Here is a 25,252-nt window from a genome sequence, read left to right on the forward strand (position 1 = left end):
TCACTCATCCCCTCCAGGGACACTTCTCCCGGACGAGAGGAAACAAAGATGTCTCCCTCCCCAGACCTGCGCGCCCGTGGGACCGCACTGGCCACGCTGGTCGTCGGCCTGTGCTGGCTGGTCGTGCTCTTCGACGGCCTCGACATGTTCGTCTACGGCTCCGTGCTGCCCAACATGCTCGCCGAGCACGCCCTGGGGCTCCAGCCCTCCCAGGCCGGCGACCTCGGCAGCTACGCCACCTTCGGCATGCTGATCGGCGCGCTGTCCGCGGGTACGGTCACCGACTGGATCGGCCGCAAGAAGGTGATCATCACCTGCACGGCGGTCTTCTCGCTCGCCTCCGCCCTCTGCGCCGTCGCCCCCAGCCTCGGTGTCTTCGGACTCGGCCGGTTCATCGCGGGTCTCGGCCTCGGCGGTCTGCTCCCCACCACGATCACGATGGTCGCCGAGTACGCCCCGCGCGGCCGCCGCGCCCTGATCGTCGGCACGTTGATGACCGCCCACCAGGCCGGCGGCATCCTCGCGGGCTTCGTGGGCCTGTGGACCACCGGCGCCGGCCAGTGGCGCGTCGCCTACTGGATCTGCGTGGTCCCGCTGCTCATCGGCGTCCCGCTGATCGCCAAGTACCTCCCCGAGTCACTGAACTTCCTGATCGCCAAGGGACGTACACGGGAAGCCCGCGAGCTGGCCGAGCGCTACGACGTCGAACTGCCCGCCCCCGCGGCGGAGCGCCCCGCGGCCGGGGACCGCTGGAGCGCCGTCATCGCCCTGTTCCGCGGCGGGTTGTGGCGCACCACGCTGCTGTTCTGGCTGGCCTCGTTCTGCGGCCTGCTGCTCGTCTACGGCGTCAGCAACTGGCTGCCCACCATGATGCGCGGCGCGGGCTACGAGCTCGGCTCCTCGCTGTCCTTCGTCATCGTCATCAACCTCGGCGGCATCGCCGGCATGCTGATCGCCGGCCGCTTCTCCGACCACTTCGGCGGTGCACGCGTCGCCACCGTCTGGTTCGCGGCCACCGCCCTCGGCGTCTATCTGCTCGGCATCCACATGGCGTTGCCGCTCACCTACGTCGTGGTCTTCCTGACCGGCCTGTTCCTCTTCAGCGCCCAAGCCATGATCTACGCGACGGTGGCCGGCCGCTCCAGCGACGACAACCGCGCCACCGCCGTGGGCTGGGTGTCCGGCATCGGCCGCTTCGGCGCCGTGTTCGGACCGTGGCTCGGCGGACAGCTCGTCGCGGCCAAGTCCGAGAGCTGGGGCTTCACGGCCTTCGCCGTCGCCGCCGTGCTCGCCACGGTCTTCGTCGCCCTCACCGGCCTGCGCGGCCCCCAGCGGACCCCGCGGCCCGATGCCGCCCAGCAGCTGACCACCACCGGCTGACCGCGACGACATGCCTGAGGCCGGGACCTGGCGGGGCCCGGCCTCAGGCATGTCCGGATCAGATACGAACAGCGGCATCCATGGCCCTTCTCAGCCCATCTGGTCCTGTGCCGACAGGTGTTCCACCGTCACCCCGGTCTCGGTGAACGTACGCGTGACCGTGCCCGACGTGTACACCCACAGGATGCGCAGCGGACGGTCGCCGATGTTGCGGAACAGATGGGGGACGGGCGACGGCACGTACGTGGTGTCGAACTGCTCCAGCCTCGTCACCTCGCCGCCGACCACCACCTCCGCCTCGCCCTCGAGGATCGTCACGTGCTCGTCGCAGTTGTGCGAGTGCAACGGAGCCCCGGAGCCGACCGGATAGACACTCATGCCGCTGGTGATGCGGTTCTCTCCGGCTGCCGAGGGTGTGGTGATCAGCGGCGTCGTCACGACGGCACCACCACGGTCGAGCAGCGGCACGGACGCGACTTTGATGATCGTGGTCATCCGGAGTTCCTCTCCCATCAACGCTGTTGCGTCGATCGACGTTAGGCCGCGTCCCCATGAATGGGTGCCCTCCGGCGTGCAGTTTTACCTTGCATTCCGGGAGGGGTGAGCTTCCCGAACTCGGCTGTACCTTCGGCTGGCATCGCACGGCTTCCCCGTACGTGCAGGAAACACGCCGGAAAGAGAAGGCAGGTATCGGCCCCATGAGGCTCCCCGTTCTCACCGATGAGGAAATGAATCCCCGCCAGCAGGAACTGGCCGCCCGCATCGCCGGCCGGCGCGGCGCCGTCCGTGGCCCCTTCCGCGTCTGGCTGCACAGCCCGGAGTTGTGTGAACGCGCCGAATCGCTCGGTGCCTTCGCCCGCTTCGACTGCGACCTCCCCAAGCATCTGCGCGAGCTCACGCTGCTGATGGCCGCCCGGAACTGGGACGCGCAGTACTCCTGGAACGCGCATGTGTACCAGGCGATCGAGGCCGGCATCCCCCAGGCCGCCGTCCAGGCCGTCGCCGAGAAGCGCGCGGCGGTCTTCGACGACGAGGCGGACCAGGCCCTTTATCAGTTCTGCCGCGAGGTCCTCGACAACCACTTCGTCTCCGACGAGACCTTCGCGCGCGCACTCGAGCACTTCGGCCCCAAGGGCCTGGTCGACACCATCGGCGCGCTCGGCAACTTCACCATGCTCGGCATGTGCCTGAACACCTTCCAAGTGGACCTCCAGGTCGATCGCGAGCCCCCCTTCCCCGACATCCGCGGCTACGAGCGTGTCGTCCCCGGCGGGGACGGACCGCGGCCGTGACGGCCCTCCCGGCCGTGGTGCGCGTACGGGGCGTCACCAAGAGCTTCGGCGGGGCGGCAGCGCTCAAGGGCGTGGACCTCGACCTGTACCCCGGCGAAGTGCACGCGCTGATGGGCATGAACGGAGCCGGCAAGTCGACGCTGGTGCAGATCCTCTCCGGGGTGCACCAGCCGGACGGCGGCACCATCCAGGTCAACGGTGCCACGCATACCGGACTGACCGTGCGCAGGGCCCGACGGCTCGGCATCGCGTCCGTTCCTCAGCGCCGCGAACTGGCGATGGGCCTGACGGTGGCCGAGAACGTCATGCTGGGAGACCTGCCCACCCGGCGCGGCACGGTCCACTGGAGAGCCGTCGACTCCGAGGCGAAGAAGGCACTGTCCGGCCTCGGCATCGACATCGACGTGGAGCGCACTGCGTCTTCGCTCACCGTCGCCGAACAGACCATGGTCGAGGTGGCGCGGGAGGTCCGCCGCGGCGGCCGGATCCTGATCCTCGACGAGCCGACCGCCTGCCTGAGCGCGGAGGCCGCGCACCAGATCAGGGACTTGGTGCGCACCCTGCGCGACGAGGGCGTCGCCGTCGTCTACATCTCGCACTACATCGACGAGGTCATGGCCGTCGCCGACCGCCTCACGGTCCTGCGGGACGGCGACGTCGTACGCAGCGCGCAGGCCGGCGACCTCGACCCGGCGGGGCTCGTGCGCAGCATGGTCGGCAGGGACGTGGTCTCCCGGCGCGTCGAACGCGCCACCCCCAAGGACGAGATCGGCCTCGCCGTACACGGTCTGAGCGACGGCCGGGCCATCCGGGACTTCACCGTCGAGGTACGCAAGGGCGAGATCGTCGCGGTGCTGGGACCGGCCGGGGACGCGCAGTCACGCCTCTTCGACCTGCTGTCCGGCCGCCGCCGCCCCGACCTCGGCACCGTGCTCGTCGACGGCGCCCCCGTGCCCCTCGGCCGGGTCCGCGCCTCGCTCGCCAGCGGCCTGCGTTGCGTCACCGGAGACCGCAGGGCGCTGGGCCTGGTCCCGGAACTCTCCCTGGACGAGAACCTGATGCTGGCCGACGACCGCTTCGCACGCCGCCGCGTCCACCGGCGCGGCGCGCTCACCCGCCGCGCCGCCCCGCTGCGCAGGAGCTACGGAGTGGTCTCCCTTGCCGGGAACCCGCCGGTGAGCGCGCTGTCCGGAGGCAATCAGCAGAAGGTGCTGCTGGCCAAATGGCTCCAGACCGAGCCGGTCGCCTGCTTCCTGGAGGACCCCACCAACGGCGTGGACATCGCGGCCATGGCCGACATCCACACTCTCGTCGACGACCTCGCGTCGCGGGGCACGGCCGTACTGCTCGCCTCCTCCTCCGCCGAGGAGGTCATGCGGCTGGCCGACCGCGTCGTGGTCGTCAGCGCCGGCCGCGCGGTCGCCGAACACGACATCACCGCCATCACCCACGACGAACTCGTCGCCACCGCACTCGGAGGTCAACCGCAGTGAGCGTCAAGACACTTACCAACGCCCCGGGCGTCAGCGACCCGCCCGAGGAGCCCCGGCCCCGGTTCACCTTCGGCGCCCTGGGCCGTGCGCCGCACACGGGCCTGATCGCGGTCCTGATCGTCGTGGTGGTCGCCACCGCGCTGCAGACCGACGCGTTCGCCACCACGACGAACCTGATCAACGTGCTCCGTCAGGTGAGCGTCACCGCGGTGATCGCCGGCGGCCTCACTCTGCTGATGACCGCGGGCGGCATGGACTTCTCCATGGGCAGCAATGTCTCCGTCACCACCGCCGTCGGGGCGCAGTTGCTCTCCCACGGCCACTCCACCGCGTTCACCGTCGTCGCCTCGGTGCTGCTGGCCACGGCCGTCGGGCTGGTCAACGGGCTGGTGGTGACGTTCACCAACGTGGCCCCGTTCGTCGTGACCCTGGCGACGGCCACCCTGCTGGACGGCGTCGCGCTGCTGGTCCAGGGCGGCCTCAGCGTCTCCGTCGGCACCAGGATGTTCTCCCTTGGCAACGACAAGGTCCTCGGGGTGCCGTACCTGCTGATCGTGGCGCTCCTCGTGCTGCTGGCGACCGCTCTGGTCATGCGGTTCACCGTGTTCGGCCGGGACGCCTTCGCCATCGGCGGCAACGAGCACGTCGCCCGGCTCAGCGGCATCAACGTCACCGCGCGCAAGCTCACGTTGTACGCCGTCACCGGCGCCCTCTCCGGTCTCGCGGGCGTGATGCTGCTGTCCCGGCTGGGCGCCAGCAGCCCCGGAACCGGCGGCCTCACACTCCAACTCACCGCCGTCGCCGCCGTGGTGATCGGCGGCACCTCACTCGCCGGCGGCCACGGAACCGTCGTGGGAACGGCGCTCGGGGTCCTGCTGCTCGGCGTGGTCGCCAACGCCCTCAACCTCGTGCAGGTCTCCAGCTACTTCCAGCAGGTCTCCGTGGGCGGCGTGCTCCTCGTCGCGGCCATCGCCAACGAGCTCCACAAGGCCCGCTCCGCGCGGCACTGACCCCCTCGTCTTCTCTCCACCGCCCGTCATGAAAGGCGTACGACCATGAGACTCTCCGCCCGCTCCCGCCGAGCGATGCTCGCCGCCCTCGCCGGCACCACCCTGGTGCTGAGCGGCTGCGGCAAGGACACCGGCAGTGGGTCCGGCTCCGTTTCCCTCGGGTTCGTCAACGGCGCCGACACCGAATTCCACACCTGTTTGCAGAAGGCCCTGGAACAGACGGCGAAGTCGGAGGGGGCGAAGGTCTACACGGCCAACTCCCACCAGAATTCCGGCACCGAACTGTCCAATATCGAGGACATGATCTCCCGCAATGTGAGCGCCCTCATCGTGCAGACCGTCAACGTCGACGCGCTCAAGGGCGACATAGCCAAGGCCAAGGCCTCGAACATTCCGATCTATCTGACGTCCGTGGCCACCAGCGACGTGAACGACATCCTCGGCGCGGCGGTCGTCGACCTGGGCAAGGTCGGGGCCCTGGACGCCGGCTGGGTCGCCAAGGACGCGGGCGGCAAGGACGTACAGGTCGGTGTCATCGCGGGTGCGCCCGGTGCCGCCTCCGATCTGCTCGTGGGCGGTTTCACCAAGGCGCTGCCCGGCAACGCCAAGGTGGTCGTGAACCAGCCCGGCATGTTCAACGCGGCCAAGGCGCAGGACGTCGCCGAGAACATGATCCAGGCCCACCCGGACCTCGACTACGCCTTCGTCGCCAACGAGGAGATGTGCCTCGCGGCACGCAAGGCGTTCGACGCGGCCGGCGCCAAGGACGTCAAGATCGTGACCGTCAACGGCACCGACGAGGGTCTGGCCGCCGTCAAGGACGGCCGTCTCTCCGCCACCGTGTCCAACTCGGCGATGACGATCGGCCGGACCGCGGTCAAGAACGTCATCGGACTCTTGGGCAAGAAGAAGGTTGACAAGATTGCCAACATTCCTCTTCTCTTGGTCACCAAGGACAACCTGAGCAAGGCACCCCAGTACTGCCCCAAGTAACCGAACCCGCACCGCAAGACGTCCCGAGCCGCCCGTCGACCGCGTCGCCGGAGTGTCCGACACAACCGCCATGAGGACATTCCGGCGCGGCCCGCCCGCACACCCGTACGACCGGCACCGCCGCCGGGGCCCACCCCTGGCAGTCGTGGGCCTCCGGAGGAAACATGGATCGCTTGCTCCTCATGCACAGCTTCGTCACCGTCGCGCAATCCGGCAGCTTCAGCGGAGCCGCCAAGAAGCTGGGCTCCTCGGGCTCGCTGGTGTCACGGCACGTCGCCGAGCTGGAACGGCAGGTCGGTGCCCGCCTGGTCAACCGCACAGCCCGTTCGGTGAGCCTCACCGAACCCGGGCAGCGCTACGCGGAGTTCGCCGCGCGCATCCTGGACGAGATCGAGGCCGAGGACGCCGGCATCGCCCAGCTCCACGACCGCGCCGAAGGGACGCTCAGCATCATCTGTCCCAAATGGATAGGCAGCCTCGACCTCGGGGACGCCATCGCCGCCTTTTCCGCCGCACACCCGAAAATCCAGGTGCGATTCGAACTCGGCGGCATGTCCGACCGGACCTACGATTTCCTGGACGGCGGATTCGACGTGGCATTCCACACCCGCGACCTCCGGGACTCCAGCGTCCGCCTCAAGAAGATCGCCTCACTCCCGTTCGTGCTGTGCGCTGCCAAGGAATACCTCAACCGCAACGGACCGCTGACCGAGCCGAACGGCCTCGCGCACCACGACTGCCTCGTGCACGTCAACGACCCGGTCTGGCGCATCGGCCACGGACACGCGTCCACCCTGCACAAGATCCGCAACATCGCGTTCTCGTCCAACTCCTACATCGCCCTGCAGAAGGCGGCCGTGCACGGGCGGGGTCTCGCCCTGCTCCCGCAGCGACCCGCCTACGACGACCTCGTCTCCGGCGCTCTGCAGATCCTGCTGCCCGAACTCGCGGTGCCCGACCGGCCGCTGTACGCGATCTACGGCCCCGGGCAGGACACCCCGCGCAAGATCAGTGTCTTCCTCGACTTTCTGACGGACTGGTTCTCGCAGAATCCCATTCCGGCGATCCGGCCGTAACCGCAAGAAACGATTGCACAGTCCGTCGGTCCGGAGCGTTGAGACACCGCCACCCGAAATCTACGCTCACCAGGCGACCCGTGAAACGAGGAGACCATGGGAATCCAGAGAATCGAATCGGTCACCTACGGCATCGGCGACCTCGACGAATGCGCCCGGTTCTTCGACGACTTCGGACTGCTCCTGGTGGAACGGACCGACGAATGCGCGGTGTTCGAGACGCTCACCGGGCAGACCCTCCACCTCGACACCGACCCCTGGCCGTTGCTGCCGCCGCCGGTGGAAGCGGGTCCCACCCTGCGCGAGGTGGTGTGGGGCGTCGACACGGCGAAGGAGTTGGAGCGGCTGGTCGCGGCCGTCGGCCGCGACCGGACGGTCCGGGAGGACGCCGCCGGAGTGTTCCACACCGTGGACGAGACCGGATTCGGAGTCGGCCTGACCCTGGCCAGGCTGAAGACCGCGCCCCGCACCCCCCGGCCCGCCAACGTGCCGGGCAGCGTCGACCGCTGGAACACCGCCCTGGAGCCGATCACCCGGGTCCACCCCCTGCGGATGTGCCATGTGGCCCTCAACATCCTCAAGGAGGGCCGCGAGCAGGCCGTCGCGTTCTACGTGGAACTGCTCGGCTTCCGGCCCACCGACGTAGTGAAACCCATGGGCGTCTTCATGCAGGCCCCGGGCGACCAGGACCAGCACACCATGCTGCTGTGCCACCGCCCCGACAAGGCCGGCGTCAACCACATCGCCTACGAGGTGCCCGGCTTCGACGACGTCATCGAGGGCGGCAACTACATGATCGACCACGGCTGGCGCGAGGCCCGCAGACTCGGCCGCCACACCGTCGGTTCCAACGTCTTCCGGTTCGTGCACGCACCCTGCGGCGGACGGGTCGAGTACGCCGCCGACATGGACCGCGTCGACGACCGCTACGAGACCCGGGTCCACGAGACCACCCCGCCCCACCACATCTGGGCGCTGCGCACCAACCGCGACCAGCAGGACGCCCCCGCCTGACCCTCCGCCGCCTCCGGCCGAGGGGACCCCCATTCGCTTCGCTCGCCAGCCTGAGAGGGCACCCACTCATGACCTCCGACCACGGCTACCCCGCCGTCCGCATGTACATAGCGGGCGAGTGGTGCCAGGGCGGCACCGGACGGACCGCCCCGATCGTGAACCCCGCCACCGAGGAGGTGATCGGAGAAGTACCGCTCGCCACCACCGACGACCTGGACCGCGCCCTGGCCGGCGCCGCCGAGGGCTTCAGGACCTGGCGCGACACGCCCGTCGCGCGGCGCACCGCCCTCCTGCACGCCGCCGCCGACCTGCTCACCGAGCGCAGCGCCGAAGTCGGCCGGATCATGACCCTGGAGCAGGGCAAGCCCCTCGCCGAGGCCGCCGGGGAGGCCCGCCGCGTCGCGGACACCCTGCGCTGGCATGCCGACGACGCCCGCCGCGCCTACGGCCGCATCATCCCCTCCGCCCCCGGCACCCTGCTGTCCGTACGACGTGAACCCATCGGTCCCGTGGCCGCGTTCGTCCCCTGGAACTTCCCGGCGGGCGGCCCGATGCGGAAGATCTCCTCCGCACTCTCCGCGGGCTGCTCCATCATCATCAAGGCCTCGGAGGAGACGCCCGCCACCGCCGCCGCCCTGGTCGGCTGCTTCGTGGACGCGGGCCTGCCGGCCGGTGCGCTGAACCTCGTCTTCGGCGAACCCGCCGAGGTCTCCGCCCACCTCATCGCCTCCCCCCTCACCCGTCTGATCGCCTTCACCGGCTCGGTCCCCGTGGGCAAGCTGCTCGCCGCCGCGGCCGGCGAGGTCATGAAGCCCTCCCTGATGGAGCTGGGCGGCCACGCCCCGGTGATCGTGTGCGCGGACGCCGACCCGGCCAGGGCCGCGCGCCGCGCCGCACAGGCGAAGTTCGCCAACGCCGGGCAGGTGTGCACCTCGCCGAGCCGGTTCCTGGTCCACGAGGGCCTCGTCGAGGACTTCACCGCGGAGTTCGTGAAGGCCGCCGAAGCGGTCGTCGTCGGCGACGGCCTGGCCGAGGGCACCACCATGGGGCCGCTCGCCAACGAGCGCCGGCTCCTGGCCGTTCAGCGTCTGACCGCCGATGCCGTCAGCAGGGGAGCGACCGTCCGTACCGGCGGCGAACGACTGGACCGCGCCGGGTACTTCTTCGCGCCGACCGTCCTGACCGACGTACCGGCGGACGCGGACCTCATGCACGAGGAACCGTTCGGACCCCTCGCCCCGATCATCTCCTTCGGCGACCTCGACGAGGCGCTCACGACCGCGAACGCGCTGCCGTACGGTCTCGCCGCCTACGGCTTCACCGAGTCCGCCGCCACCGCCGAGCACCTGGTGCGTGAACTGGAGGCCGGCATCCTCTCCGTCAACCACTGCGGCGGCTCCGTCAGCGAAGCCCCCTCCGGTGGCGTGAAGGAGAGCGGCTACGGCAGGGAGGGCGGCCCCGAGGCCCTCGACGCCTACCTGATCACCAAGCGCGTCTCCCATCTGCTGGCGGGCTGAGCGTCATGCGATACACCCGTGTCTCGGTCGGCGGACGGGCGGTGTGGGGCCGGGTGGGGAAGGAGGACGTCGAGCTGCTGTCCGAGTCCCCCCTGGAAGGCGACCCGGCCGTCATCGGCACCGTGCCGCTCGCCACCGCGCACTGGCTGCCCGTCGTCGTCCCACCCGTGTTCTACGCGGTCGGCATGAACTACCCGCGGCACATCGAGCACGCCCGCGCCGAGGTCCCCACCCGTCCCGAGGTGGGCTATCGGGCCAACAACGCGCTCACCGGCCACCTCTCGCCCATCGTCAAACCGGCCGAGGTCGAGGGCCGGTTCGAGGCCGAGCCGGAACTCGTCGCGGTGATCGGCCGCACCCTCCGGCACGCCACCCATGAGGAGGCCCGGAAGTCGCTCTTCGGCTGGACCATCGGCAACGACGTCAGCGCCCGCACCTGGCAGCACCAGGACCGCACGTTCTGGCGCAGCAAGAACAGCGACACGTTCAAGCCCATGGGCCCCTGGATCGAGACCGACGTCGACGCCCTGGCACAGACGACCACGCTCCGCGTCAACGGGGAGGTCCGGGCGTCGTTCGCGACCGGCGACATGGTCTTCGACCCCTTCGACTTCATCGTCGAGATCACCCGGCACATCACCCTGCAACCGGGAGACGTGCTGTGGATGGGCGCCGAGTCCACCTGCCAACTGGAGCCCGGGGACACCGTGGACATCGAGATCAGCGGCATCGGTGTCCTGTCCAACCCCGTACACAGCGAAGGGAATCCGTCATGAGCACCGCACCCCGCTACATCCACCACGTCAACTTCCCCACCACCGACCCCGACCGCACCGCCGAGTGGTACACGAAAGTCTTCGGAATGAAGCGGATCATGCCCAAGTCCAACACCCGCGTGGTGCTGATGACCCGCGGCAGCTTCGATCTGCACTTCACCCCGGTCGAGGAGATGGAGCGCATGGCGCCCTATCACTTCGCCGTCGAGGTCGACGACTGGGACGAGTTCCTCACCCACCTGAAGGAGCTGGGCATCCGGCACACCCGCCCGGTCGAGCGGCCGGAGAACCAGTCCAAGTTCTGCTACATCCACGACCCCGACCACACCATGATCGAGCTGGTCTTCCACGGCAAGCGTCCCAACTGACCGCGTTCGGCTAGGAGTTCACTGACATGCCCATCGCCGACTCCGACGGCACCTCCATCTACTACGAGCGCCACGGCAGCGGTCCGGCGATCCTGTTCGTGCACGGCAGCGGCGGCCATCACGCCGCCTGGTGGCAGCAAGTGGCCGCGCTGCGAGAGGAGTTCACGATCGTCACCATGGACCTGCGCGGCTTCGGCAAGTCCGAGGCCCCGGCCCGTCCGCACTCCTCGAAGCCCGAGTTCGACGGACAGGACTTCCCCGGCGACGTCGTCGCCGTACTCGACCAGGAGGACCTGACCGACGTCATGCTGGTCGGCCAGTCCATCGGCTCCGTCGCCGCCCTGCGCGCCGCCCTCCTGCGTCCCGAGCGCGTCTGCTCGGTCGCCCTCGGCCACTCCCTGGGTGGCATCAGCCACCCCGAGCTGAAGGAACTCGCCGCCGCCGACCGCGCCGAGGCCGTCAAGCTCCCCGTCATCGACCGCCTGCTCACCCGGCGGTTCCAGCAGGAGCGACCCGACCTCACCTTCCTCTTCCAGCAGATGGGCACCTTCAACGTCGCCAAGATGGCCGACCTGCGCAACCTCGACACCAACGGCCCCTCGCTGGAGGAGATCCAGAACTCGGGCGTCAAGGTCGCCTTCCTGGCCGCGGAGAAGGACGGGGTACTCAGCGTGAAGACCGTGACCCGCGCCCACGAACTGCTGCCCGGCTCACATCTGGAGATCGTCCAGGACGCCCCGCACTCCATGTACTGGGAGGCGCCCGAGCAGTACAACGCGGCTGTCACCCAGCTGCGCCGCACTCTCACCGCACAGAAGGAAGCCGCATGAGCAGTCTCACCCTCGATGCCGCCGAAGAGATCGTCGACGCCGCCCTGAAGCGCGCCCAGTCGCTCGGGAAGGCGGTGAGCGTCGCCGTGGTGGACGCGGGAGGCTTCGTCGTCAGCGTCCGCCGCTCGGACGGAGCGCGCCCGCTCACCCCGGACATCGCCCGCGCCAAGGCGTACACCGCCGCCGTGATGCAGCGGCCCGGCAGGATGCTGAAGAAGTGGCAGGAGAGCCAGCCGGTCTTCTTCTCCCAGCTCTCCCAGCTGCCCGGCGCCGCCCAGCCGATCATGGCCACCGAGGGCAGCGTCACCATCAAGAAGGACGGCGAGATCATAGGCGGCCTCGGCATCGCCGGCGGCACCGCGGACGAGGACCAGCAGGTCGCCGACGACGTCCTCGAATCCCTCGGCTACGAGCTGGAGTTCGCCGCCTGGGGCGTCGCGGGCAAGCCGGTCACGGACGCCGAGAAGACCGAGAAGGGTGCCTGAGCCATGGCGGACACGTTCAACTACCGCATCGACCACCACGGCAGCCTGGTCCGCCCCGGCACCCTCCTGACCGCGCGCGCCGAGGGCGACCCCGAGATCGTGCTGAAGGCGGAACGCGAGGCGGTCGAGGAGGTGGTGGCCCTCCAGCGCAAGCTGCGTACCACGGTCGTCACCGACGGGGACTTCCCCCGGGAGGACTTCCGCAGCGCGGTCTTCGACGCCGTCTCCGGCTTCCGCCGCACGGACACGGAAACCCCCGACGGACTGCCACGCTGGGTGGCGGAAACGCTGCCCAAGGCGAACGGCCCGCTGCTCGCCGACTGGGCCGGGCGGCTCACCGGGCTGACGGTGATCGCCCCCAAGGCCTCGCTGCCCTCCCCGGCCTATCTGGCCGCCACCACCTTCGCACCCGAACTCGCCGCATCGGGCGGACCCTCCTCGGCCCGCGAACTCGGCGAAGCCCTCGCCGAGATCATCCAGGCGGAGATCGCGCTGCTGGTCTCCCGGGGCGTTCGGCTCGTCCAGCTCAACAACCCGCTCCTGATCGGCCACGTGGGGGCCGACCCGGCCGCCCCCGGCGCACTGTCCTTCGAGGACGCGCTGGCCGTCGACGCCCTGGCGGTACGACTGGAAGGGCGCCCGGAGGGAGTCAGGATCGGCGTCTGCCCCGGCTGGGAGGCACCCGCCGCGGTGGACCGGGCCCGTGCCGAGCGCCTGTACGGAGGGATCCCGGCCGACCGCTGGATCCTGCCGTACGACAAGGGCACCGACGCCGAACTCGACCTGGTCAAGTCCCTTCCGGAGGACCGCGACGCGTGCCTGGGCGTGGTGGACGCGACCGTGTCCGCACTCGAGGACATCGACACGGTGATGGCCCGCATCGACGCCGCCGCCGAGGTCAAGGACCTCGAGGACATGGCCGTATCGCCGTCCCGCGGCTTCGCCGACACGGCGACCCGCCCGCTGCTGAGCGCCGAGAACCAGCGCCGCAAACTGGTGCTGGTGGAGACCGTCGCCCGCTACTGCTGGGGCAACGAGTTCTGACCGGCAGCCCAGGGGCCGGAAAGCGCGCCCGCGCTTCCCGGCAGGACCTCAGAGAACCTCGGCGAAGGTCACCGTGCGCTCGGTCAGCAGCGGCCACACCGTCTCCACGACCAGCTCGGTGAAGTGGCCGGCGACCTTGTGCGCGTCGAAGCCGGCGCGGTCGGCGTACTGCTCGTACAGCACGAAACCGCCCGGCCGGTCCACCTCGGCGTGCACCTCGTACGCCAGGTTCGCCGGCTCGGCACGGGTGTGCTCGCGCACCTTCAGCAGCGCGGCGCGCACGGTGTCCTCGTCGGCGGGTTCGCAGCGGTAGTGGGCGACGACTGCGTAGGCCATGTCTGTTTCTCCTCAGCGGGATTGCGGCTCCAGGCGGTGTCGTACACACCGTCCGGCCTGCAGATTCCAGCATGGATCAGTCGCCCGCCGACCCGCGCGCGGCGCAAGCAATGACTGCCTGCGCGGGGCTGGTGGCACCGCCCCGACATGGTGTGTTGTCGTATCCGGCCCCCTGTGGCCGCTCCCTGTGCAGACCGCGGATCCCGCACCGCGGCGGACGAAGGAAGTGATCTTCATGCGAACCCTGGAAACCCTCTCCGGTGGAGAGTGGGTGGCGACCGGTGAGTGGATCGACGTCCACGACCCCTCCGATCTGCGGGCCCCCGTCGCCCGCGTCCCCGCGCTGCGCGCCGCCGACGTCACCCGCGCCTACGACCACGCCGAGCAGGGCTTCGCCGTCTGGAAGCGCACCAGCCCCTTCGAGCGCGCCCGGATCATGACCGACGCCGCCCGGCTGCTGCGCGAGCGCCTCGCGGAGATCGCCGAGGACCTGGCGACCGAGATGGGCAAGACGCGGGCCGAGGCGACCGGTGAGACGATCAAGGCCGCGGACTTCCTGGAGTACTACGCGGGGGTCGCCCGGCAGGGGTACGGCACCCTCGTGCACGACGTCCGCCCGGACACCCGTACCCACCACCAGCGCGAGCCGCTCGGTATCGTCCTCGCGATCACCCCGTGGAACGACCCGCTGATCACCCCGGCCCGCAAGCTGGCGCCCTGCCTCGCGACGGGCAACGCGGCCCTCCTCAAACCGGCCACCGACACCCCGCAGGCGGCTCTGCACTTCGCCCGCGCCCTCCACGACGCGGGTCTGCCCGCCGGTGTCCTCAACGTGGTGACGGGGCGCGGCGCGGAGATCTCCGAGGCGCTGATCTCCGACCCACGCCTGGCCGCGCTCACCTTCACCGGCAGCAACGAGGTCGGCGAGGCCCTGCGCCCCCGGCTCGCCAACAGCAACATCCGCTTCCAGGGCGAACTCGGCGGCAAGAACGCCACCGTCGTACTCGCCGACGCCGACCTCACCGCCGCTGCCAAGGCCGTCGCCGCCGCGGGCTTCGCCCAGGCCGGGCAGCGCTGCACCGCCACCAGCCGGGTGATCGTCGAGCGGCCCGTGTACGAGGAGTTCACGGCGCTGCTGCTCACCGAGGCGACCGCGCTGCGCGTCGGTCCTGGCCTCGCCGAGGGCACCACGATGGGCCCGCTGGTGAGCGCCCGTCAGCGCGACGGCGTCCTGTCCGACATCGAACGCGCGGTCAAACAGGGCGCGACGGTCCTCGTCGGCGGCGACCAGCCGCGGGACGAGGCACTGAGCCACGGCTGCTACGTCAATCCCACCGTGCTGGGAGACATGACCCCGGAGCTGGACATCTGGCGCGAGGAGGTGTTCGGGCCCGTCGTCGCCCTGCTCCCGGTGGACTCCTTCGAGGAGGCGGTCGAGGCCGTCAACGACTCCGTCTTCGGCCTCGCCGCCGCCGTGTTCACCCAGAACCTGGGCGCCGCGTACCGCTTCGCCGACGAGGCCGAGTGCGGCCAGATCGCGGTGAACACCACCACCTCCGGCTGGGACGTCCACCACCCCTTCGGCGGCTTCCGTGACTCCGGGTCGTCGTTCAAGGAGCAGGGCGAGGAGGCCCTGCGCTTCTACACCCGGGTCAAGACGGTCGCCGTCCACTTCGGTGCCTGACGTGTTCGAGAACAGGCCTCAGCGAGGAAAGGAGGATGCCGATGGCTGACGAGACGATCGGCATCGTCGGCGCCGGCATCGTGGGCCTGGCCACAGGGCGTGAGATCGCCCTGCGCCGCCCAGGCACCCGGGTCGTGGTGCTGGAGAAGGAGCGGGCGGTCGCCGTCCACCAGACCGGGCACAACTCGGGCGTGGTACACGCCGGCATCTACTACCCGCCGGGCAGCCTCAAGGCGGAGCTGTGCGTGCGGGGCGTGTCCGCCCTGCGCGAGTACTGCCAGGACCGGGGGCTGCCGTACGCGGAGATCGGCAAGCTCGTCATGGCGGTGCGCGAGGACGAGCTGGGCCGGATGGAGAACCTGTACGAACGGGCCAGGAACAACCACGTGCCCGAGCTGAGGAAGATCTCCAAGGAGGAGATCAAGGAGCTGGAGCCTTGTGCCGGGGGCATCGCGGCCCTGCACTCCCCGCGCACCGCGATCACCGACTACCCGGCGATCGCCCGGGAGTTCGCCAAGGACATCGAGGCCTCGGGCGGCGAGATACGGCTCGGATTCCCGGTCACCTCGATCACCGACGTGCCGGGGGGCATCGAGGTGGCCTCCGGGCAGGAACGTGTCCGCGTCGACCGGCTGATCCTCTGCGCGGGCCTCCACTCGGACTCCGTCGCCCGGCTCGCCCAGGACAAGAAGGAGCCGAGGATCATCCCGTTCCGGGGCGAGTACATGCTGCTCAAGCCGGAGCGGACGGACCTGGTGCGCGGGCTGATCTACCCCGTCCCGGACCCGCGTTACCCCTTCCTCGGCGTGCACTTCACCCCCCGCGTCGACGGCTCCGTAGAGGTCGGCCCGAACGCCGTCCTGGCCCTGGCCAGGGAGGGCTACACGCTCGGCAGGATCTCACCGAAGGACCTCGCGGGACTCGCGGCCTACCCCGGCTCCTGGAGGATGGCCGCCCAGCACTGGAGGACCGGCATCAGGGAGTACCGCGGCTCGTTGTCCAGGGCGGCGTTCATGAAGGACGCCGAGCTGTACGTCCCCGGCGTCGGCGTCTCGGACGTGGTCCGCGGCGGAGCCGGTGTACGCGCCCAGGCCCTGGACCCGGACGGCACGCTCGTGGACGACTTCCGCATCCACCAGGTGGGCCGGATCACCGCCGTCCGCAACGCGCCCTCCCCGGCCGCCACGGCCTCCATGGCGATCGCCGAGCACATCGTGGACGCCGTACTCGGCGACGCTTCCGCAATCTGAAAATGCCCTGCGTACGGGGGACTTTCGCGCAAGTAGTGCTTGCGCCCCGGGGACTCGGCAAGGCCCCACCACCCGCCTAGCGTTCCTTCCACACCACCCCGCCACCCCCTTCCCTTCGAGAGAACCACTTCCCCTTCGAGAGAAAGAGCTGAGGACATGTTCGTTGTCGACACGCAGATCCACATCTGGAAGGAAGAGACCCCGGACCGCCCCTGGGTCCCGGGCGCGCGTGAGCGCATCCGTCTCAACGGCCACCGCGAGGACCCCTTCTCCTACGAGGAGGCCCTCGAGCTGATGGACGAGGCCGGCGTCAACCGGGCGCTGATCCTGCCCCCGTCGTGGGAGGGCAACCGCATCGACTACGCGCTCGAGGCCTGCGAGGCGCACCCCGACCGCTTCGGCATCATGGCCCGCGTCCCGCAGGACGACCCGGTCGAGGGCACCGCCCTGCTGAAGGAGTTCGCGCAGAACCCGCACATCAAGGGCACCCGGCTCACCTTCCACCGCCCACAGGACCGCAACTGGATGATCGACGGGACCAACGACTGGTACTGGCCGATCGCCGAGGAGCTCTCCATCCCCACCATGGTCCACGCCCCGATCTGGAAGCGTGAACTCGGCCAGATCGCGACCAAGCACCCCGGGCTGAAGATCATCATCGACCACATGGGCATCATGGCCCGCTGCGTGGACGACGCGATCGGCTACTGGGTCCAGGAGACAGCGGACCTCGCCGAGCACCCCAACATCCATGTGAAGGTCTCGGCGCTGCCGGGCTATTCGACGCAGCCCTTCCCGAACAAGAACATCGAGCAGTACGTGCGCGAGATGGTCGACAAGATGGGCCCGCAGCGCTGCTTCTACGGCACCGACATCACCCGGCTGCTCGGCCACGGCATCACCTACACCGACACCATCGAACAGTTCACCAAGCACTGGGACTTCACCCCCGAGGAGCTCGAATGGATCATGGGCCGGGGTATCTCCGAGGTCCTGAACTGGCCGATCGAGGGCTGAGGAAGCACACGAGATGACGGACACCCCGAATACACCGGGCGCCCGCGGAGGTGACGGCGGCGATGCCTTCGTGGCCGCCTTTAACGCCGTCGGCGCCGACTACCTCTTCTGCTCCTCGGGGTCCGAATGGGCCCCGGTGTGGGAGTCCCTCGCCCGCCGCCACCGTGACGGGCTGCCGTGCCCGCGCTACCTCGACCTGACCCACGAGACCGTCGCCGTCGGCATGGCCACCGGCTACGGACTGATCGAGCGCCGGCCGCAGGGCGTGCTGCTGCACGCGGCGCCCGGACTGCTGCAGGGCTCCATGGCCGTCCACGGCGCGCTCCTCGCCGGCGTCCCGATGGTGGTCGCCTCCTCGGAGTCGACCACGTACGGCGACGGCCCCGGTCAGGACCCGGGCGGCCAGTGGTACCGCAACCTGTCCGTCGTGGGCGGCCCGCACGGCGCTGCCCAGCCCTTCACCAAGTGGGCCACCGAGGCGGCGAGCGTCCACACCCTGCCCACGATGATCACGCGGGCGGCGGAGCTGTCCTGGCGGGCCCCGGCGGGTCCTGCCTACCTCAACATCCCCCTGGAGATCCTGTTGGAGGAGTGGGACGGCCGCGAGACAGTGCCTGTCGTCCCGCCGGGCTCCACGCACAGCTCACCCGAAGAGGTCGACCTCGTCGCCCAGCTGATCCGCGAGGCGGTCGGCCCTGTGATCGTCACCGAGACGGCGGGCCGTGAGGCGGGCGGCTTCGAGGCGCTCCTCGCCTTCGCCGAGGCGTGGAACATCCCGGTCGTCGAGCCCGACTCGGCCGTGTGCGGCAACTTCCCGCGCACCCACCCGCTGCACGCCGGCAGCGACATCGGCCCATGGATGGACGAGGCGGACCTCATCCTCCTCGTCAACTGCCGTGCGCCCTTCTACCCGCCCTCGCGCCGCCCGTCGAAGGCGCGGATCATCGTCATCGACGAGGTGCCGCAGCGCCCGCACATGGTCTACCAAGTTCTCTTCGCCTAACGGTACTTGGAGGGCAACGTCGCCAACACCCTGCGCCAGCTCACCAAGCGGGCGAAGGCAGCTCGGACCGACGAGGCAGCGGTGGCCGCCGTCACCGCGCGGCGCTGCGCGCAGGAGGAGCGGCACGCCGATGAACAGGCCGCGATCGCCGCGGCCGAGGCCAAGGCGGCAGGGGCCGAGGGCATCGACCCGGTGCTCGTGGCCGCGACACTGCGGGGGCTGCTCGACGGGCGGGACGCGATCGTCGTCGACGAGACGATCACACACAGCCGCGTCGTGAAGCGCCATGTGCAGACCTCCGACCCCGACTCGTACTTCTATGTGCAGGGCGGACTCGGCCAGGGCATCGCGGTGGCCCTCGGCGTCAAACTCGCCGCCAGGGAAAGGCCCGTGGTCCTCACCATCGGCGACGGGGCCTTCGCGTACAACCCGGTCATCCCGTCGTACGACGCCGCCAAGGCGTACGACCTGCCGCTGCTGATCGTGGTGTTCAACAACCGCGTCTACAAGTCGATGAACCTCAACCACCGCAGGTTCTACCCCGAGGGCGCCGCCGCCGAGACCGGCGAGTGGCTGGGCACCGACCTGCACCGGCTGCCCCGACTGGCGCAGTTCGCCGAGCCGTTCGGCATGCACACCGAGACCGTCGACGCGCCGGACGCGCTCGCCCCCGCCCTGGAGCGCGCTCTCAAGGCCGTGGCGGAGGGCACCACCGCCGTCGTCGACGTTCTCGTCACCCGCTGACCCAGGAGGCCCCCGCCACCATGACCGACACCCCAACGCCCGAGCCGGGCAAGGTCCTTGTCCCGGCCGATGACCTGCGCGCCTTCGCCGCCGCCCTCCTGGAGAAGGCCGGACTCGGCCCCGAGCACGCCCGCACCACCGCCGACGTGTTCGTCTGGGCCGCGCTGCGCGGCGTCGAATCCCACGGCACCGCGCGGGTCCCCGCCTATCTGGAGCTGCTCGCCAAGGGGGTGGCCAACGCCAGGCCCGAGATGACGTTCGAGTCCAGTACGCCGGCGGTCGCCGTCCTCGACGCCGATCGCGCGCCCGGCCCGGTGGCTCTCAGCGCGGCCGCCGAGGAGGCGGTGACCCGGGCCAGGGCAGGGGGTATCGCGGCCGTGGGGGTGCGCCGGACCGTCCACACCGGTGCCATCGGCTACTACGTGTCGAAGATCGCCGAACAGGGCCTGGTCGGGCTCGCCTTCGTCGCCGGGATGCCCAACATGGGCTACACCGGGGCCAAGGGCGCGGCCGTGGCCACCAGCCCGCTCGCCATCGCCGTACCCGCCGAGAGCCATGCGCCGCTCCTGCTGGACATGGCCACCGCCACGATCGCCCTGGGGAAGATCCGCCAGGCCAGGGCGAGCGGCACCCCGCTGCCGGAGGGGGCCGCCGCCAGCGCGGACGGCACCCCCACCACCGACCCGGAGAACGCGGTCATGCCGCTGCCGCTGGGCGGCGCCAAGGGGTCCGGCATGTCGCTGGCGTTCGAACTGCTCACCAGCGTGCTCGTAGGAGCGCCGATCTTCGCCGCCTTCCACTCGGACGATCCCCAGGGCCGGGGGCACCGCCAGAACGCCCTGATCATCGCCATCGACCCGGTGGCCTTCGGCGACGCGGACGGTTTCACCGCGGCTGTCGACGCCACCCTGGGCACGCTGAAGGGCCTGGCCGCGGCGGACGGTGTCGAGGAGGTGTTCTACCCCGGTGAGCGCAGTGCCGCCGTCAGTGTGCGGCGTGCCGAGAAGGGGGTACCCGTGACGGCGAAGGTGTGGCGTGAACTGACGGAGAACGCGGACAAGTTGGGCATCACGCCACCCGAGGCCCGCTCGCAGGGCTGACAGTCACCTCCATGGAGAGGGGGATGGAGGAGCGGGTGGTCGGGGCGTCCGGCGTGCGGCGGGCGCCTCGTCCGCCCTGGGCCCGGCCCGCTCAACCGCCTCCGAGCCGCCTTGCTCACCCGGTGTGCGGCGCGGCTCGACCGGTCTCGGGTGCCTCGGGGTTGAGGGCCCGCCGCACATGACGGGCGATCACGGCGTAGGTCTCCAGGGCCTTCTGGTCGTTCTTGCCGTCGTACCCGTGATCGACCCCGAGCACGTCGTGGTGCTCGACGAGGGCGCCCGCCCGCCGAAGACGCTCGGCGTAGCGCACGCCTTCCGCCTTGAGGAGGTCGTACTCCGCCGTGACGACCAGAGCCGGGGCGATGCCCTTGAGGTCGGCGGTGTCGGCCGCGCCCGCGGGGGACACCAGCCGGTCGGCGCGCTCGCGCGGGTCCGGGACGTACGAGCTGTCGAAGATCTCGCCCATCCAGGGGCGCAGCACCGGCTTGGCGATGGCGGCGCGCTTGTCCCGGGCGCTCGTCGCGAGGTCCAACGGCGGGTAGTGCAGGACCTGTAGGGCGATACCGGGCCCGCCCTCCTCGAGTGCCTGGCGTGCGACGGCCGCCGCGAGACCGCCTCCGGCGCTCTGTCCCCCCACGGACAGGCGGCTGCCGTCCCAGCCGTGCTCGCTGCCCTGCTCGGCGATCCACCGGACGACCTCGAAGGCCTGCCGGGGCGGGGCGGGGAACGGGTGTTGCGGGGCCACGACGTAGTCGACGTTGACCACGGCCACCCCCGCCTCGGCGGCGAGGAAACGGCAGAGCGGATCGTCGATCTCCGTCAGCGGCATCACGTACCCGCCACCGTGGAAGTTGACGTGAACCGGCGGCGGCGGACCCTCGGACGTCGGCAGGTACACCACGGCCCGGGCTGGTGCGACCGAGGTCGGGACCGTCAACTCGCGTACGGAGCGCGGGAACTCGGGGAAGCGGCCGTGTGAGGCGGCCGCCGAACCGCGGCCGCTCGGGCGCCGGTCGGCCGCCACGGCGAGTCGCTGTATCGACTTGGCGGCGAAGGAGGCCACTCCGGGCCGGGCAAGGAGAGACATACGGTTCCGATCGTCGAGCCGTGTCGACCAATCGACAGGATTCCTGGCAATTGGTGGGGCGATGCTAACACGGGCACCCGCGCCTTCTCGGGTGCTTGCCGGGGTTGGCTGAACCGGTCCGGATCGACACCGGCCGATGTGTTCCTCGTGCTCTGGGCCGTCAGGTCGGCGTTCCCGCGCCGCGTCGACCAGTTGGTCCCCACTCGCCACGCGAACCTTCCGGCGCCGGGAACGCGTCGTTGTCCCTCGTCGGCATCGGCGGGGGTCGCGGTCATCTCCGACCGGTAGCCGTTGACAAAGCGGAACATTGCTCCGTATGTTAATCGGAACAACGCTCCGCTTAATGCGGAGCCGAAACCGGACGCCGCTGACCGGGCCTGACCGCCTCACCGGCCGTCAGCCGAATGAGACCGGCAGCAGAGGCCATTGAAGGGAAATACGCATCATGAGTGAATCGACTTACCCGGCCCACACCTTCACTCCGCCCACTCCAGTCCTCTCGGTCAGTCCCGTGGCGCTGCCGGCTCCCGGCCGAGCCGTGGACCTGGAGGTGCGCGTCTCCGCGCCCGTGACCGGGAGCGACCTGCCGGTCATCCTCCTCTCGCACGGCCAGGGCTTCTCGAACTACCTCTCCTCGCTGAACGGCTACGCCCCCCTCGCCAACTTCTGGGCGGCGCACGGCTTCGTCGTGATCCAGCCCACCCATCTGAGCTCGAGGACGCTGAGCCTCGATCCCGGTACGCCCGGGGCGCCTCTGCACTGGCGATCACGGGCCGAGGACATGAAGCGCATCCTCGACCGACTCGACGTGATCGAGGCCGCCGTCCCGCAGCTCCTCGGGCGCCTGGACCACAGCAAGGTCGCCGTGGCCGGGCACTCGATGGGCGGGCACACCGCGAGCCTGCTGCTCGGCGCCCGACTCACCGATCCGGACGACGGAACGGAAGTGAACCTGGCCGAGCCCCGAATCAAGGCGGGTGTACTGCTTGCCGCGCCCGGCAGAGGCGGCGATGCCGTCACCGAGTTCGTGGCCGAGAACTATTCATTCTTCTTGACCACGGACTTCTCCGCGATGACGACGCCCGCGCTCGTGGTCGCAGGCGACAAGGATGCCTCCGACCACCTGACGGTTCGGGGCCCGGACTGGCACGCCGATCCGTACTTCCTCTCCCCGGGCCGCAAGTCCCTGCTCACACTGTTCGACGCGGAGCACGGGCTCGGCGGGGTTTCCGGATACGACGTCGCCGAGACCACGGACGAGAACCCCGAGCGAGTGTCCGTGGTCCAGCGGCTCACCTGGGCCTACCTCCGCACCGAGCTCTACCCCGGGGATTCCGCTTGGCAGGCGGCGCGTGACGCGCTGAGGGCCGACCTCAACCCGCTCGGACGAGTCGAATCCAAGTAGAGCGTGCAAGGCAGTCCCGGGCGGCCACCAAGGGTCAGCAGTACGGTGGCTGATTGGTGAGAGAAGCGGCTACTCGCATCCACACTCCGAACAGCCGGTAGAGGCTGGGCAGAGTGCCCTGTGCCTGGACGGTCCGGGTGTCCGTCGAGGTGACCCCTGGAATTCCCAGGAGGGTGGAGGCCACTGAAGCCGACTGCCAGCGGACGGCGAGAGTGGACGGGCCCGAGGGGACCACTGTGGCCGGTCGTTGTGCGGAGAGACTGGCGGCGACCGCCTCCTCGATCGCCGAACGTGCCTCCTCGGCGGGCCGCAGATCCGCCGCGAATCTGTCCCGCGCATTCTTCACGGCCACGGTAGTGACAGCGGCGTCCCATTCGGCCATCTCCGCGCAGGCGCAGTCGTCACCGGTGAGGACCGCCACCGGAACACCGATGGCCGCCGCGGTGGCATGGGCCAGGCCGATCTCGCCCACCGGCCGGCCGTCCAGCCACATGTCTTCGATCTCGTGGCCCATAAAACTGTGGCTCAGTACCCCGAGTGCGCCGGCCTTCGAGTGATAGCCGACGCAGACCATGGCATCGTGCTCGGGCGCCAGGCCTTCGAGCATGAGCATGTGCTTGGGCTTGCCGCGGATGAGGCGGGCCGCCGGGTGCAGGGCCTCGGGAAGGATGTTGCGCATCGGTCCGTGAGCATCGTTGACGGTGATGTCGGTGGCGCCGGCGGCGAGGGCACCCCGGATCGCGGCGTTGACGTCCTCCGCCATCATCAACCGTCCGCGCTCGTAGTCCCGGCCGCCGGGCTGCACATCGTCGGCGTCGACGAGCCCCGTGACGCCCTCCATGTCCACGCTGATATAGATCCGCACTGCGCAAACTCCTCAAGCTTGATCACTTAGGAGACGACGGCCACTCCTCCTGCGGTTCCGCCGGGCGCGATGGCCTGCGTCACCGTGTGAAGGAAAGCGCGGACGTTCCTGTGGAGTGACCTGCCTCACATGCTGTCACGGCGATCGATCCCGCGGTGTCTTGAGGCCGAACCCCCAGAAACGAAGGAGACACCATGATGGAGAACACCGATGTGGTCGTGATCGGCGGCGGATACGCCGGCGTCATGGCGGCCAATCGCCTGACGCAGCGCGACGACGTGACAGTGACTCTGATCAACCCGCGCCGGACCTTCGTCGAGCGGATCCGCCTGCACCAACTGGTGGGCGGGTCCGACGACGCGGTCGTCGACTACCGCAAGGTTCTGGGCGAGCGTGTCCGGCTGGTGGTCGACACCGTGACCCGGATCGACGCGGCCGAGCGCAGCGTGACGTTGGCGACCGGCGCCACGGTCGGCTACGGCTACCTGGTCTACGCGGTGGGCAGTGGCAGCGCCGACCCACAGGTGCCCGGGGCGGCCGAGTTCGCCTACCCGATCGCCGGCCTGGAGCAGGCGCAGCGGCTGCGGACGGTCGTCGACGACGCGCCCGCAACAGCCGCGGTGACCGTCGTCGGCGCCGGTGCGACCGGTATCGAGACCGCCGCCGAGCTGGCCGAGGAGGGCCACACCGTGACCCTGGTCTGCGGCGGGGCGCTCGGTCCTTCCCTGCACCCTCGGGGCCGACGCTCGGTCGCAAAGCGGCTGGCCGGACTCGGTGTGACCGTGCTCGAAGGCCCCGACGCGAAGGTGACGGCGGTGACTCGCGATGCCGTACGGCTCGGAGGCGGCCGCGAGCTGCCGAGCGAGGTGACCATCTGGGCCGCCGGATTCGGTGTCCCGGACCTGGCCGCGCGCAGCGGACTGAGCACCGACGCCTTGGGCCGCCTGCTCACGGACGAGACCTTGACGAGCGTGGACGATGTGCGCATCGTCGCGGCCGGGGACTCGGCGGCACCGTCGGACCTGCCGTTCCGGATGAGCTGCCAGGCCGCGGTTCAGCTGGGCCCACAGGCCGCCGAGACAGTGCTCAGCCGGCTCGCGGGTGAGCAGCCCGCGCCCATCGACGTGGGGTTCGTCAGCCAGTGCATCAGTCTGGGCCGTCGTGCCGGCGTCCTTCAGCTCACCGGCAGGGACGACACCGCGAAGAGCTTTTACCTCGGCGGCCGTCCGGGCGCGAAGATAAAGGAGCTCATTTGCAAGGGCATCCCCTGGCAACTGGCGTACGAGGCACGCAAGCCCGGCTCGCGCACCTGGTGGACCAAGGACGCCAAGCGCCGGCAACTGCTGCGGACCAGGCGTGGCGAGGCGCGGACCACCGCCGAACGGGCAGCCTAGGCCCTGTCGTCACATTCCCGTCTGCCCCGCGACGCCATGCACGCGCCCCCAAGTTCTCGGCTTCGCTCGAACAGGGAGGGACCCCCTTC

At 70.1% G+C, this 25,252-nt stretch carries 25 protein-coding genes; 21 read left to right on the forward strand and 4 right to left on the reverse strand.

Features of this window, described 5'->3' with window-relative positions; translation table 11 throughout:
- Window positions 1-48 precede the first annotated feature (48 nt).
- Window positions 49-1,380 (forward strand): MFS transporter, encoded by a 1,332-nt coding sequence (locus ACFVWD_RS10055; protein WP_389594869.1) that lies wholly within the window; start codon window positions 49-51, stop codon window positions 1,378-1,380.
- A gap of 90 nt (window positions 1,381-1,470) precedes the next feature.
- On the opposite strand, the gene ACFVWD_RS10060 is transcribed toward ACFVWD_RS10055, so the two are convergent.
- Window positions 1,471-1,875, reverse strand: coding sequence for a cupin domain-containing protein (locus ACFVWD_RS10060; RefSeq protein ID WP_389594871.1), 405 nt, complete (start codon window positions 1,873-1,875; stop codon window positions 1,471-1,473).
- 233 nt (window positions 1,876-2,108) lie between these two features.
- Here ACFVWD_RS10060 and ACFVWD_RS10065 point away from each other — a divergent pair, with 233 nt between their 5' ends.
- The 12 genes from ACFVWD_RS10065 to ACFVWD_RS10120 all read left to right on the forward strand — a co-directional run bounded on the left by ACFVWD_RS10065 (window position 2,109) and on the right by ACFVWD_RS10120 (window position 13,278).
- Window positions 2,109-2,672, forward strand: a complete 564-nt coding sequence (locus ACFVWD_RS10065) for a carboxymuconolactone decarboxylase family protein (RefSeq protein WP_389594923.1) — start codon at window positions 2,109-2,111, stop codon at window positions 2,670-2,672.
- Complete coding sequence (locus ACFVWD_RS10070) at window positions 2,669-4,165, forward strand: sugar ABC transporter ATP-binding protein (RefSeq protein WP_389594873.1); 1,497 nt, start codon at window positions 2,669-2,671, stop codon at window positions 4,163-4,165. Before ACFVWD_RS10065 ends, ACFVWD_RS10070 begins: the two co-directional genes overlap by 4 nt.
- Complete coding sequence (locus ACFVWD_RS10075; RefSeq protein ID WP_389594875.1) at window positions 4,162-5,175, forward strand: ABC transporter permease; 1,014 nt, start codon at window positions 4,162-4,164, stop codon at window positions 5,173-5,175. The genes ACFVWD_RS10070 and ACFVWD_RS10075 overlap by 4 nt, the downstream gene beginning before the upstream one ends.
- A 45-nt stretch (window positions 5,176-5,220) precedes the next feature.
- Window positions 5,221-6,168, forward strand: a complete 948-nt coding sequence (locus tag ACFVWD_RS10080) for a sugar ABC transporter substrate-binding protein (protein WP_389594877.1) — start codon at window positions 5,221-5,223, stop codon at window positions 6,166-6,168.
- A 164-nt stretch (window positions 6,169-6,332) separates the two neighbouring features.
- On the forward strand, window positions 6,333-7,244 hold the full coding sequence (locus ACFVWD_RS10085; protein ID WP_389594879.1) for a LysR family transcriptional regulator: 912 nt from the start codon (window positions 6,333-6,335) through the stop codon (window positions 7,242-7,244).
- Between the two features lie 96 nt (window positions 7,245-7,340).
- Complete coding sequence (locus tag ACFVWD_RS10090; RefSeq protein WP_389594881.1) at window positions 7,341-8,258, forward strand: VOC family protein; 918 nt, start codon at window positions 7,341-7,343, stop codon at window positions 8,256-8,258.
- Between the two features lie 68 nt (window positions 8,259-8,326).
- Entirely contained in the window at window positions 8,327-9,775 is a 1,449-nt protein-coding gene (locus ACFVWD_RS10095) for an NAD-dependent succinate-semialdehyde dehydrogenase (RefSeq protein ID WP_389594883.1), read from the forward strand.
- Between the two features lie 5 nt (window positions 9,776-9,780).
- Entirely contained in the window at window positions 9,781-10,551 is a 771-nt protein-coding gene (locus ACFVWD_RS10100) for a fumarylacetoacetate hydrolase family protein (RefSeq protein ID WP_389594885.1), read from the forward strand.
- Window positions 10,548-10,919 carry a VOC family protein gene (locus tag ACFVWD_RS10105; RefSeq protein WP_389594887.1) on the forward strand — a complete coding sequence of 124 codons (372 nt, stop codon included), beginning with the start codon at window positions 10,548-10,550 and terminating at the stop codon, window positions 10,917-10,919. Before ACFVWD_RS10100 ends, ACFVWD_RS10105 begins: the two co-directional genes overlap by 4 nt.
- A 26-nt stretch (window positions 10,920-10,945) precedes the next feature.
- Entirely contained in the window at window positions 10,946-11,749 is an 804-nt protein-coding gene (locus ACFVWD_RS10110) for an alpha/beta fold hydrolase (RefSeq protein ID WP_389594889.1), read from the forward strand.
- The gene (locus ACFVWD_RS10115; protein ID WP_389594891.1) at window positions 11,746-12,234 is read left to right on the forward strand and encodes a heme-binding protein; all 489 of its coding nucleotides are present in this window, start codon (window positions 11,746-11,748) and stop codon (window positions 12,232-12,234) included. The genes ACFVWD_RS10110 and ACFVWD_RS10115 overlap by 4 nt, the downstream gene beginning before the upstream one ends.
- A gap of 3 nt (window positions 12,235-12,237) precedes the next feature.
- Complete coding sequence (locus ACFVWD_RS10120) at window positions 12,238-13,278, forward strand: methionine synthase II (cobalamin-independent)-like protein (protein ID WP_389594893.1); 1,041 nt, start codon at window positions 12,238-12,240, stop codon at window positions 13,276-13,278.
- Between the two features lie 48 nt (window positions 13,279-13,326).
- Here ACFVWD_RS10120 and ACFVWD_RS10125 read toward each other — a convergent pair whose 3' ends face one another.
- A complete protein-coding gene (locus ACFVWD_RS10125; RefSeq protein WP_389594895.1) occupies window positions 13,327-13,614 on the reverse strand; it encodes a putative quinol monooxygenase in 288 nt (95 codons plus the stop codon).
- Between the two features lie 235 nt (window positions 13,615-13,849).
- Here ACFVWD_RS10125 and ACFVWD_RS10130 point away from each other — a divergent pair, with 235 nt between their 5' ends.
- From ACFVWD_RS10130 to ACFVWD_RS10155, 6 genes are all read left to right on the forward strand, one after another.
- Window positions 13,850-15,298: an aldehyde dehydrogenase family protein gene (locus ACFVWD_RS10130; protein ID WP_389594897.1), complete on the forward strand. Its 1,449-nt coding sequence runs from the start codon at window positions 13,850-13,852 to the stop codon at window positions 15,296-15,298.
- A 41-nt stretch (window positions 15,299-15,339) separates the two neighbouring features.
- The gene (gene lhgO / locus ACFVWD_RS10135; protein WP_389594899.1) at window positions 15,340-16,548 is read left to right on the forward strand and encodes an L-2-hydroxyglutarate oxidase; all 1,209 of its coding nucleotides are present in this window, start codon (window positions 15,340-15,342) and stop codon (window positions 16,546-16,548) included.
- Window positions 16,549-16,704: 156 nt separating this feature from the next.
- The gene (locus ACFVWD_RS10140; protein ID WP_389594901.1) at window positions 16,705-17,565 is read left to right on the forward strand and encodes an amidohydrolase family protein; all 861 of its coding nucleotides are present in this window, start codon (window positions 16,705-16,707) and stop codon (window positions 17,563-17,565) included.
- 13 nt (window positions 17,566-17,578) lie between these two features.
- On the forward strand, window positions 17,579-18,568 hold the full coding sequence (locus tag ACFVWD_RS10145; RefSeq protein WP_389594903.1) for a thiamine pyrophosphate-binding protein: 990 nt from the start codon (window positions 17,579-17,581) through the stop codon (window positions 18,566-18,568).
- 6 nt (window positions 18,569-18,574) lie between these two features.
- Entirely contained in the window at window positions 18,575-19,312 is a 738-nt protein-coding gene (locus tag ACFVWD_RS10150) for a thiamine pyrophosphate-dependent enzyme (protein ID WP_389594905.1), read from the forward strand.
- A 20-nt stretch (window positions 19,313-19,332) separates the two neighbouring features.
- Window positions 19,333-20,412 carry an Ldh family oxidoreductase gene (locus ACFVWD_RS10155; RefSeq protein ID WP_389594907.1) on the forward strand — a complete coding sequence of 360 codons (1,080 nt, stop codon included), beginning with the start codon at window positions 19,333-19,335 and terminating at the stop codon, window positions 20,410-20,412.
- 115 nt (window positions 20,413-20,527) lie between these two features.
- Here ACFVWD_RS10155 and ACFVWD_RS10160 read toward each other — a convergent pair whose 3' ends face one another.
- On the reverse strand, window positions 20,528-21,499 hold the full coding sequence (locus ACFVWD_RS10160; protein ID WP_389594909.1) for an alpha/beta hydrolase fold domain-containing protein: 972 nt from the start codon (window positions 21,497-21,499) through the stop codon (window positions 20,528-20,530).
- A 445-nt stretch (window positions 21,500-21,944) separates the two neighbouring features.
- Here ACFVWD_RS10160 and ACFVWD_RS10165 point away from each other — a divergent pair, with 445 nt between their 5' ends.
- On the forward strand, window positions 21,945-22,904 hold the full coding sequence (locus ACFVWD_RS10165) for an alpha/beta hydrolase family protein (protein WP_389594911.1): 960 nt from the start codon (window positions 21,945-21,947) through the stop codon (window positions 22,902-22,904).
- 34 nt (window positions 22,905-22,938) lie between these two features.
- Here the strand turns inward: ACFVWD_RS10165 and ACFVWD_RS10170 are convergent, their stop codons facing one another.
- Window positions 22,939-23,769, reverse strand: coding sequence for a M55 family metallopeptidase (locus ACFVWD_RS10170; protein WP_389594913.1), 831 nt, complete (start codon window positions 23,767-23,769; stop codon window positions 22,939-22,941).
- Between the two features lie 194 nt (window positions 23,770-23,963).
- Here ACFVWD_RS10170 and ACFVWD_RS10175 point away from each other — a divergent pair, with 194 nt between their 5' ends.
- Window positions 23,964-25,163 carry an NAD(P)/FAD-dependent oxidoreductase gene (locus tag ACFVWD_RS10175; RefSeq protein WP_389594915.1) on the forward strand — a complete coding sequence of 400 codons (1,200 nt, stop codon included), beginning with the start codon at window positions 23,964-23,966 and terminating at the stop codon, window positions 25,161-25,163.
- The last annotated feature ends 89 nt before the right edge of the window (window positions 25,164-25,252 follow it).

It is taken from the genome of Streptomyces sp. NPDC058086 (assembly GCF_042885015.1).
Lineage (GTDB): Bacteria > Actinomycetota > Actinomycetes > Streptomycetales > Streptomycetaceae > Streptomyces.

Excerpts from the sequence above, each read along its gene's own strand:
- ACFVWD_RS10055 (WP_389594869.1), top strand. The coding sequence starts at position 49 with ATGTCTCCCTCCCCAGACCTGCGCGCCCGTGGGACCGCACTGGCCACG.
- ACFVWD_RS10060 (WP_389594871.1), bottom strand. The coding sequence starts at position 1,875 with ATGACCACGATCATCAAAGTCGCGTCCGTGCCGCTGCTCGACCGTGGT.
- ACFVWD_RS10065 (WP_389594923.1), top strand. The coding sequence starts at position 2,109 with ATGAATCCCCGCCAGCAGGAACTGGCCGCCCGCATCGCCGGCCGGCGC.
- ACFVWD_RS10080 (WP_389594877.1), top strand. The coding sequence starts at position 5,221 with ATGAGACTCTCCGCCCGCTCCCGCCGAGCGATGCTCGCCGCCCTCGCC.
- ACFVWD_RS10085 (WP_389594879.1), top strand. The coding sequence starts at position 6,333 with ATGGATCGCTTGCTCCTCATGCACAGCTTCGTCACCGTCGCGCAATCC.
- ACFVWD_RS10090 (WP_389594881.1), top strand. The coding sequence starts at position 7,341 with ATGGGAATCCAGAGAATCGAATCGGTCACCTACGGCATCGGCGACCTC.
- ACFVWD_RS10095 (WP_389594883.1), top strand. The coding sequence starts at position 8,327 with ATGACCTCCGACCACGGCTACCCCGCCGTCCGCATGTACATAGCGGGC.
- ACFVWD_RS10100 (WP_389594885.1), top strand. The coding sequence starts at position 9,781 with ATGCGATACACCCGTGTCTCGGTCGGCGGACGGGCGGTGTGGGGCCGG.
- ACFVWD_RS10105 (WP_389594887.1), top strand. The coding sequence starts at position 10,548 with ATGAGCACCGCACCCCGCTACATCCACCACGTCAACTTCCCCACCACC.
- ACFVWD_RS10110 (WP_389594889.1), top strand. The coding sequence starts at position 10,946 with ATGCCCATCGCCGACTCCGACGGCACCTCCATCTACTACGAGCGCCAC.
- ACFVWD_RS10115 (WP_389594891.1), top strand. The coding sequence starts at position 11,746 with ATGAGCAGTCTCACCCTCGATGCCGCCGAAGAGATCGTCGACGCCGCC.
- ACFVWD_RS10120 (WP_389594893.1), top strand. The coding sequence starts at position 12,238 with ATGGCGGACACGTTCAACTACCGCATCGACCACCACGGCAGCCTGGTC.
- ACFVWD_RS10125 (WP_389594895.1), bottom strand. The coding sequence starts at position 13,614 with ATGGCCTACGCAGTCGTCGCCCACTACCGCTGCGAACCCGCCGACGAG.
- ACFVWD_RS10130 (WP_389594897.1), top strand. The coding sequence starts at position 13,850 with ATGCGAACCCTGGAAACCCTCTCCGGTGGAGAGTGGGTGGCGACCGGT.
- lhgO (WP_389594899.1), top strand. The coding sequence starts at position 15,340 with ATGGCTGACGAGACGATCGGCATCGTCGGCGCCGGCATCGTGGGCCTG.
- ACFVWD_RS10140 (WP_389594901.1), top strand. The coding sequence starts at position 16,705 with ATGTTCGTTGTCGACACGCAGATCCACATCTGGAAGGAAGAGACCCCG.
- ACFVWD_RS10145 (WP_389594903.1), top strand. The coding sequence starts at position 17,579 with ATGACGGACACCCCGAATACACCGGGCGCCCGCGGAGGTGACGGCGGC.
- ACFVWD_RS10155 (WP_389594907.1), top strand. The coding sequence starts at position 19,333 with ATGACCGACACCCCAACGCCCGAGCCGGGCAAGGTCCTTGTCCCGGCC.
- ACFVWD_RS10160 (WP_389594909.1), bottom strand. The coding sequence starts at position 21,499 with ATGTCTCTCCTTGCCCGGCCCGGAGTGGCCTCCTTCGCCGCCAAGTCG.
- ACFVWD_RS10165 (WP_389594911.1), top strand. The coding sequence starts at position 21,945 with ATGAGTGAATCGACTTACCCGGCCCACACCTTCACTCCGCCCACTCCA.
- ACFVWD_RS10175 (WP_389594915.1), top strand. The coding sequence starts at position 23,964 with ATGATGGAGAACACCGATGTGGTCGTGATCGGCGGCGGATACGCCGGC.